This window comes from Variovorax sp. P4_D9 (assembly GCF_056401695.1).
In genome coordinates this window covers 1-8,074 of the sequence record NZ_JBFUIU010000411.1, presented here as the reverse complement: position 1 = coordinate 8,074, position 8,074 = coordinate 1, and the positions used below count along the sequence as shown (strand labels likewise).

General features: G+C 70.0%; 9 protein-coding genes. 1 reads left to right on the top strand and 8 read right to left on the bottom strand.

Features of this window, described 5'->3' with window-relative positions; translation table 11 throughout:
* Positions 1-30: 30 nt before the first annotated feature.
* Positions 31-945, top strand: a complete 915-nt coding sequence (locus AC1DY5_RS33115; protein ID WP_478118392.1) for a LysR family transcriptional regulator — start codon at positions 31-33, stop codon at positions 943-945.
* A gap of 1 nt (position 946) precedes the next feature.
* Here AC1DY5_RS33115 and AC1DY5_RS33110 read toward each other — a convergent pair whose 3' ends face one another.
* From AC1DY5_RS33110 to AC1DY5_RS33075, 8 genes are read right to left on the bottom strand one after another with little or no spacing between them, the layout of a single operon-like run.
* Positions 947-1,951, bottom strand: a complete 1,005-nt coding sequence (locus AC1DY5_RS33110) for an aminotransferase class I/II-fold pyridoxal phosphate-dependent enzyme (protein WP_478118391.1) — start codon at positions 1,949-1,951, stop codon at positions 947-949.
* Positions 1,948-2,901, bottom strand: a complete 954-nt coding sequence (gene cbiB / locus AC1DY5_RS33105; protein ID WP_478118389.1) for an adenosylcobinamide-phosphate synthase CbiB — start codon at positions 2,899-2,901, stop codon at positions 1,948-1,950. Before cbiB ends, AC1DY5_RS33110 begins: the two co-directional genes overlap by 4 nt.
* Entirely contained in the window at positions 2,898-3,467 is a 570-nt protein-coding gene (cobO, locus tag AC1DY5_RS33100) for a cob(I)yrinic acid a,c-diamide adenosyltransferase (protein WP_478118387.1), read from the bottom strand. Before cobO ends, cbiB begins: the two co-directional genes overlap by 4 nt.
* Before the next feature lie 20 nt (positions 3,468-3,487).
* Positions 3,488-4,261 carry an ABC transporter ATP-binding protein gene (locus AC1DY5_RS33095; protein ID WP_478118396.1) on the bottom strand — a complete coding sequence of 258 codons (774 nt, stop codon included), beginning with the start codon at positions 4,259-4,261 and terminating at the stop codon, positions 3,488-3,490.
* A gap of 14 nt (positions 4,262-4,275) precedes the next feature.
* Positions 4,276-5,256, bottom strand: a complete 981-nt coding sequence (locus AC1DY5_RS33090) for a FecCD family ABC transporter permease (RefSeq protein ID WP_478118394.1) — start codon at positions 5,254-5,256, stop codon at positions 4,276-4,278.
* A gap of 20 nt (positions 5,257-5,276) precedes the next feature.
* The gene (locus AC1DY5_RS33085) at positions 5,277-6,137 is read right to left on the bottom strand and encodes an ABC transporter substrate-binding protein (RefSeq protein WP_478118385.1); all 861 of its coding nucleotides are present in this window, start codon (positions 6,135-6,137) and stop codon (positions 5,277-5,279) included.
* Entirely contained in the window at positions 6,134-6,715 is a 582-nt protein-coding gene (locus AC1DY5_RS33080) for a bifunctional adenosylcobinamide kinase/adenosylcobinamide-phosphate guanylyltransferase (protein ID WP_478118383.1), read from the bottom strand. Before AC1DY5_RS33080 ends, AC1DY5_RS33085 begins: the two co-directional genes overlap by 4 nt.
* The gene (locus tag AC1DY5_RS33075; protein ID WP_478118381.1) at positions 6,697-7,890 is read right to left on the bottom strand and encodes a TonB-dependent receptor domain-containing protein; all 1,194 of its coding nucleotides are present in this window, start codon (positions 7,888-7,890) and stop codon (positions 6,697-6,699) included. Before AC1DY5_RS33075 ends, AC1DY5_RS33080 begins: the two co-directional genes overlap by 19 nt.
* Positions 7,891-8,074 lie beyond the last annotated feature (184 nt).

Sequence of the window (8,074 nt, the reverse complement as noted above, 5' to 3'; positions counted from 1 at the left end):
GGCATCCCGCCACCCCCAGGAGCAGCATAAATGGATCAGATCCAGGCCATGCGGATTTTTGTCCGCGTCGTCGAAGCCGGCACGTTCACCCGCGCCGCGGATTCCCTCGGCCTGCCCAAGGGCACGGTCACCAAGCAGATCCAGGCGCTCGAGTCACGCCTGCACGTGAAGCTGCTGAACCGGACCACGCGGCGCGTCACGGTCACGCCTGACGGCGCAGCCTATTACGAGCGCACCGCCCGGCTGCTGAACGACTTCGACGACATCGAGGCCAGCATGACCAATGCGCAGGCCAATCCCACCGGGCGCCTGCGGATCGACGTCGGCTCGTCGATGGCGCGGCTGGTGATCCTTCCGTCGCTCGCCACCTTCTGCGACCGCTACCCCGACATCCAGGTCGACGTTGGCGTCAGCGACCGCACGGTCGACCTGATCACCGACAACGTTGACTGCGTGATCCGCGGCGGCGATCTCACCGACCAGTCGCTGGTGGCGCGGCGCATCGGCAACCTGCCCTGGATGACCGTGGCCTCGCCTGCCTACCTGAAGCGCTACGGCGCGCCGCAGCATCCGTCGGACATCGAGAAGCGCCACCTCGTGGTGGGCTTCTTCTCGGGCAGCACGCGCCGCGTCTATCCGCACGAATTCCACCGCGGCGAGGAGCAGCTCGAGATCGCCGGCCCCTACCGCGTCTCGGTCAACGACAGCAATGCCCACATGACGGCGGTGCTTGGCGGCTTCGGGCTGTCGCAGGTCATCACCTACATGGCCGAGCCCTACATCGCGAGCGGCGAATTGGTGCAGATCCTGCCCGACTGGACGCGGCCGGCGCTGCCGGTGCACGTGGTGTATCCGCCGAACCGGCATCTGAGCGCCAAGGTGCGGGCATTCGTCGACTGGGCGGCCGAGCTGTTCGCCAAGCATCCGCAGCTGCAGCGGCATTGATTCAGGGGCGTGCGGCGCGCCAGGCGCGCCGCAGCGCCTGCTGGCTGTCCGGCGGCAGCACGCCGAGGCGCAACCACCCCGGCAGCCCGAAGGACGCCGTGTCGCGCAGCTTGATGCCTGCCTGCCTCAGCGCCGCGATGCGCGCCGGAGTGTGGGCGACATCCGGCTCGGCACAGAAGAAGTTGGCCACGCTCGGCTGGCAGCGCCAGCCCAGCGATTCGCACAGCGCAAGCTGTTCGGCCTTCCATGCCCGCAGCGTGTCGAGGCTCCCGGCCAGCCACTGCTGGACCGCCTCGCCGGCCCAGGCCTCGAGCAGGGCCACGCCGTGCGCGCCCAGCGGCCAGGAAGGTGCGAGCCGGGCAAGGCGGGCCGTCATGTCCTGCGCAGCCAGCGGGGCGATCGCGTAGGCCGCCCGGACGCCCGTCAGTCCCAGCGCCTTGTTGGGGGTCCAGAGCTGCCAGACGCGGTTGCGCTGCTCCGCGGACAGGGCCAGCGCACCCTCGAGGCGAAGCGGCTGGTAGGCGAGATCGAGGACGCAGGTCGAGCCGGCGCTCAACGCATCCACCGATTGCGCCAGCCTCACTTGCGGCTGGCCCAGCGGACTGCCGAGATCGCAGCACCAGACCAGGTCGGCCGCGTCGTCGGCGGCCACGGGCTGGAAATGCCAGGCCCTGGCGGCGCGCAGGTAGTCGCCGTAGCCGTGCGGCGGCAACCGGACCCGCCCACCGCCGCCCTGCGACACGGCGGCAGTGACCCGGCCGATGAATTCACTGGCGCTCGCGGCGATCACGATGCGTCGCGCATCGACGCCATGAAAGCTCGCCAGCCGCTCGCGCAAGCCCTGGTAGTGCGGATCGGGATAGCGGCCGGCGTCCGCCGCCTGCAGCGCCTGCAGCGCGGCGGGGCACGGTCCGCTGGCATTGCCGTTGGTCGAGAAGTCATGCAGTGCCGCCCCTTGGTCATCGGGCCCGCCATGCATCAGTTCGAAGATCCCGGCGGCGTTCATTGGGATAACGTCGTCAGGCCGGCCCATGCAGCGGTCCCGCAGAGGCCCGTCAGCAGGGCCGCGCGCGCGGCCCAGCGCGCCGCCTGCGCGGTGTCGGCGGCAGACGCCATTCGACCCTGTGCGTTGAGTTCATAGATGCCGGGCTTGGCAAGGCGCACGCCCAGCCGCAGCGCCATCGCGGCCATCGGCCAGCCGCTGTTGGGAGACGGGGTCCGGCGCGCTTCGCGACACACCGCGGTCAACACGCGGTCCGGCCCGCTACCGGCAGAGCAGCACAGCAGCAGCAACGCGGTCAAGCGAGCGGGCAGCCACGACAGCAGGTCGTCGGCGCGCGCCGCCCACTTGCCGGCCCACTCCCATTGCCGGCCTTCGCGCTCGCCGCGGTAGCCCCACATCGCGTCCGCGGTGTTGGCGAAGCGATAGAGCGCCGTGCCCGGCAGGCCGAGCAGCACGAACCAGAACAGCGGCGCCACCAGCGAGTCGTTGAGATTCTCGGCCAGCGATTCGATCGCGCTCTCGCGCACCTGGACCGCATTCAGCGCCGACACGTCGCGGCTGACCAGCCTGGCCAACTGCATGCGGCCTTCGCCGAGCGAGCGACCCAGCGCCGCCTCGACCGCCAGCACCTCGTCGCGCAGCATGCGCCAGGCGAGCAGCGGCTTGAGGGCGATGCCGGTCAGCAGGATGCCGGCCCAGATCGGCAGCCGGCTCGCAGCCGCGGTGACCGCGCAGGCTGCGGCCAGAATCACCGCCGCACCGGCGCACCAGGCAAGCGCCCCGCCGGCGAAGCATGCGAGCTTGCGCACCGGCGCACCGGCGGGCGGTGCGACACGCCGACCGATCCACCCAAGGTAGCGCCCGGTCCAGACCACCGGGTGCCAGCGCGCCGGCGGCTCGCCGAGCCAGCGGTCGATCGCGAGCGCCAGCCAGAGGGCGCCGATCGTGATCAATCCTCGATGCCCCGCTGAGCGGGGATGCCGGCCTTGAACGCATGCTTGACCATCAGCATCTCGGTCACGGTGTCGGCGAGCTCGACGATCTCGGGCGGGCAGCGGCGCCCGGTCAGCACCACGTGCACCTCCTTCGGCCGCGTGCGCAAGGTCTCCAGCACGCCATCGAGCGGCAGCCAGCCGTAGATCAGCGGATAGGTGATCTCGTCCAGCACGACGAGAAAATTCTCGCCCGAGAGAATCGCGGCGCGCGCCCGCTCCCAGCCATCGCGCGCGAGCTGCGCCGAATGCGCCAGGTCCTGGCTCTTCCAGCTGAAGCCATCGCCCAGGCCTTCGATCGGAATGCCGAGTTGCTCGAACATCCGGTGCTCGCCGAAGCGCGCCGACGGCACCTTCATGAATTGGTAGATCTTCACAGGCTTGCCGCGGCCATGGGCCCGCAGGGCCAGCCCGAAGGCGGCCGTGCTCTTGCCCTTGCCGTCGCCGGTGTTGACGATCACGAGGCCGCGGCGCTCGCCCTCGGGTTTCTCGTACGGCTTCTCGATGGGCGGGGTTTCGATGTGCATGCGTTTCCAGTTCTGATTCTCTAGTGCGGCACGGCCAGCCACTGGCCGGCCACGTGGTGAAGGGCGACACGGTGGTCGAACACGGTCTCGAGCGCTCGATGCGTCGCGGCATCGACGCAGGCGCCGTGGTGCAGCACCCGGCCTCCGGCCATCACGACCATCGTGTCGGCGGCGAGTGCGGCATTCAACTCGTGCAGCACGCTGACCACCGTCCGGCCTTCGGCCACAAGCGCCCGAACGGTGCGCATCCAGTCGGCCTGATGCGGCGGATCGAGGTTGGCGAGCGGCTCGTCCATCAGCAGCAACTCGGCCTCGACCGCCAGCGCACGCGCCAGCAGCACCCGCTGTCGCTCGCCGCCCGACAACTGGCCGAGCGGCCGGTCGCGCCAGTCCCAGGCCTGGGTGCTGCGCAGCGCGCGCTCGACGGCCGCGCGATCGGCCTCGCTGGGCGCGGCCAGCCAGCGCTGGTGCGGCAGTCGGCCGAGCATCGCAACGTCGTAGACCATCAGGTCATCCGCGCTGCCTTCACCCGCCCCGCCCTGCCCCAGCCAGGACAGCCTGCGCGCACGCGAACGCCCGGACAGCGTATTCAGCGGCCGTCCCTGCATGCGCACTTCGCCGCCATGCGCCAACAGGCCGGCGAGCACCTTGAGCAAGGTCGACTTGCCAGCGCCGTTGGGTCCGACGATGCTGGTCCAGCGCCCTGCCGCCAGCGACAGGTCGATGCCGTGCAGCACCTCGGCCAAGCCCAGCCGAGCCGTGATGCCGCGCGCCTGCAGCGCAGCCTCGTCCATCACGATCGTCGGGCTCACAGCCCACCCCGCGCGCTGCGCCGGTGCATCAGCCAAAGCAGATAGGTTCCCCCGAGCACCGCGGTCAGCACGCCGACCGGCAGTTCCTGCGGCGCGACCAGCCAGCGCGCCAGCAGGTCGGCAGCCATCAACAGCAGTCCGCCCATCGCGGTCGACAACACGATCAGCCGCGCATGCGTGGTCTTCACCACCGAGCGCACCAGGTGTGGCGCCGCCAGGCCGACGAAGGCGATCAACCCGGTCTGCGCGACCGCGGCGCCGGTCGCCAGCGCCAGCACGGAGACCAGCGCGGCGCGCATCGCGCCGAGCGGCAGGCCGAGGCTGRCCGCCGTCGACTCGCCGAGCGCGAGGCCGTCGAGCACCGGCGCCAACGCCCAGGCGAGCAGCAGGCAGGCGACGCCGAGCGCGCCCATCACGGCACAGGCGCTCCAGCCGACCAGGCCGGTGCTGCCGAGCATGAAGCCCTGGATGGCCTGCAGGATGTCGGTCGAGACGATGGTGAGCAGGTCCTTGGCGGCGCCGAGCACGACGCCGACGATCACCCCCGCCAGCAGCAGCCTCAGCGTCTGCTGCACGCCGCGCGCCAGCAGCAAGGTCAGCAGCACCGCCAGCACTGCGCCGAGAAAGGCAGCGCCCGTGAGCCCGAGCCTCACCACCCACTGCGTGCTGGTCGGCGACAGGCCGAACAACCAAAGTGCCAGCGCGACGCCGAGCGAGGCACCCGAGGCGCTGCCGAGCAGATAGGGATCGGCCAACGGATTGCGGAACAGCCCCTGCGCGACCGCACCCGCCAGCCCCAACAGCGCGCCGGCGAGCCAGGCGCCGAGCGTGCGCGGCAGGCGGATGTCGCGCACGATCTGCAGCGCCACGGGATCGGCGGCCGCCGCCAGTAGGTTCTCGAAGCCGGTGCTGCCGATGCCGGCGCCCAGCATCAGCAACGCCGCGCCCGCCAGCAGCAGCGCGATGCCCAGCAGCATCGCGCGACGATGCTGGCCCTTCACCGGCGCTCCTGCAGGCACTCGGCCATCAGGCGCGCCGCCTCGCCCATGCGCGGCCCGGGCCGGACCAGCACATCGGATTGCTCGGCCGTGAAGCGGCAGATGCGGCCCTCGCGCACGGCCTTGATGCGGGCCCAGCCCGGCCGCTGCTCCAGCCCCTGGGCACTGCGCTCACCGACCATGATCAGGTCGGGATCGGCGCGCACCACAAACTCGGGATTGAGTTTCGGGAACGGGCCCAGCGCGGGCGGCACGATGTTCCTGGCCCCCAGGCGCGTGAGGGTCTCGCCGATGAATGAAGATTCGCCGGCGGCATAGGGTGCGCTGTTGACCTCGAAATAGACGCGCGTGCGCTTCACGCTCTCGGGCAGCGACTGCGCCGCCGCCGAGACGCTGGCGTCGATCTCGCGCCAGACGGCCTGCGCACCGCCCACGCCCAGCACCTTACCCAGCGCATCGAGCACGCGCCGGACGTCGGCATGGTTCTTCGGTTCGAGCACCACCACCTTGAGCCCGAGCGCCTCGAGCCGGTCGGTGACGCGGGACGACTTCGCGAGCAGCACCACGTCGGGCTTGAGCGCGACGATGGCCTCGACATTCGGATCGATGCCGCCGCCGACCTGCGGCAGCCCGCGCACCGACGCCGGCCAGTTCGAATAGCGGTCGACACCAACCAGCCGGTCGCAGGCGCCGAGCGCGCAGACCGATTCGGTCAGCGACGGCAGCAGGGTCACGATGCGCTGCGGCGGCTTCGGCAGCTCGACGCCGACGCCGCGCTCGTCGGTCACAACGATCGCCTGAGCGGTCAGCGCCAGCGCGCCCAGGCAGACGGCGAGCCACAACCTGGCGAGGCGCCTCATGAAACGTCCTTCAGGCTCAGCGGCAGCCCGGCCGCCATCAACGTGACGCGCTCGCAGGCGGCTGCGACCTGCTGGTTCAGCAAGCCCAGCGCGTCGACGAAGGCGCGGACCTCGCGGCCCAGCGGGATCACGCCGAGGCCGATCTCGTTGCCGACCAGCACCAGCGGCCCGGGCGCCTCGTCGATCGCGCGCAGCAGTTCGGCGACCACGCGATCGGCCGGCAGGGGCGCGCGAAGCGACCCGAAAGGCATCATCAGGTTGGTCAGCCACAGGGTCAGGCAATCCACCAGCACCAGCGTCTCCGGACCGGCGTGTTCGCGGATGGCCTGCGCCAGCGCCACCGGCTCCTCGACCGTGACCAGGGCCGGCACCCGCAGCGCCCGGTCCTCGCGATGCAGGGTGACGCGCGCCAGCATCTCCGCATCCAGGGCCCGCGCCGTGGCGACCAGCACCGCGCGATGCGAGTACGAGCGCGCCAGCCACGCCGCGGCAAGCTGCTCGCCGCGACGCGACTTGCCGCTCTTCTGGCCCCCGAGGATCAGTTCGCGGCGGGCGATGTTCACTTCTTCGGTTGCCACCGCAGGGTCAGGTAGGCGCCGAATCCGGCCTGGTTGTAGCCAAAGGCCGTTTCGTAGTGTTCATCGGTCAGGTTGGTTATGCGGCCCTGCACCGTCCAGTCCTTGGCAAAGCGATAGTCCACATAGAGGTCGATCGTGGTGTAGGCGCCGAGTGTGCGCGTATTGGCCGCGTCGTCAAAGCGGCCGCCGACGCTGAGGGCCGAAGCGCCGAGCTTCCAGGGCCCCGTGCTGTAGTCGATCGCCAGCGTCGTCTGGTTCTTCGCCCGGCGCGGCAGTTGCTTGCCGGTGACCTCGTTGCGCGGATCGAGCGAGTCGTAGCTGGCGTGCAATCCCAGCCCGTCGAACTGGCCGTCGTAGCTCAGCGTGCCGCCGGTGATGCGCGCCTCGGGGACGTTCTGCGGCAGCGTGGTGTTGGTGATGAAGCCCTGGATCTTGTTGTCGTAGCCCACCAGCTTGACGGTATGGGCACCCTGGGTCCAGGTGATGCTGGCGTCGGTGTTCTTGCCCTCCTCGGGCTGCAGCGCCGGATTGCCGAAGCCCGGGAAGTACAGCTGGTTGAACGACGGCGCCGCGAAGCTGGTGCCTTGCGACACGCTGACGCGCCAGTTCGGCGTGATGCGGTAGGCGTAGCCGGCGAACCAGGTATCGGCATCGCCGAACTGCGAGTTGCTGTCGTGCCGTGCGTTGAGCTGCCAGCTGTGGGCGCCGGCGTTGCCGTTCAGGCCGATGAAGGCAGAGTCGATGGTGCGATCGGTCACCGTGTACTGGGTGTCGCTGTTGACGTCCTGCTCGCGGCGCTCGAGACCGGCCACCACGGTGCCGATCGAGGTCACGATGTCGTTCTGCCAGAGGTACTGGTTCTGCGTCGTGTCGAACAGGCCCGGCAAGTTGAACGGTGCCGCCACGATGGCGCGGCTGTAGTCCTCGCTGCGCGAGTACTGCAGTTGGGTGGTCCAGTTCGACAGCACCCGGCCCTTGACACCGACATAGCCGTTCTCGGTCCGAAGCACACCGCGCGTGTCGCGGCCCGGGCCGTCGTCGTAGTGATTCAGGCCATCGGCATAGAGCATGCCGGCGTCGAACTTCCAGTCCGGATTGAGCTGATAGCCGAACGAGGCGTTGACACCGGTCTGCGAGAACGGATCGCGGTCGGGGTTGAAGTTGCCGAACTGCACGTTGCGGTTGGTGGCCGAGAAGCTGTCGACCAGGGTCCGCGTGAGGTCGAGAGAATATAGCCGAACGAGGCGTTGACACCGGTCTGCGAGAACGGATCGCGGTCGGGGTTGAAGTTGCCGAACTGCACGTTGCGGTTGGTGGCCGAGAAGCTGTCGACCAGGGTCCGCGTGAGGTCGAGAGAAT

Coding starts and splice junctions, on each gene's coding strand:
- AC1DY5_RS33115 (WP_478118392.1), top strand. CDS start 31: ATGGATCAGATCCAGGCCATGCGGATTTTTGTCCGCGTCGTCGAAGCC.
- AC1DY5_RS33110 (WP_478118391.1), bottom strand. CDS start 1,951: ATGAACGCCGCCGGGATCTTCGAACTGATGCATGGCGGGCCCGATGAC.
- cobO (WP_478118387.1), bottom strand. CDS start 3,467: ATGCACATCGAAACCCCGCCCATCGAGAAGCCGTACGAGAAACCCGAG.
- AC1DY5_RS33095 (WP_478118396.1), bottom strand. CDS start 4,261: ATGGACGAGGCTGCGCTGCAGGCGCGCGGCATCACGGCTCGGCTGGGC.
- AC1DY5_RS33085 (WP_478118385.1), bottom strand. CDS start 6,137: ATGAGGCGCCTCGCCAGGTTGTGGCTCGCCGTCTGCCTGGGCGCGCTG.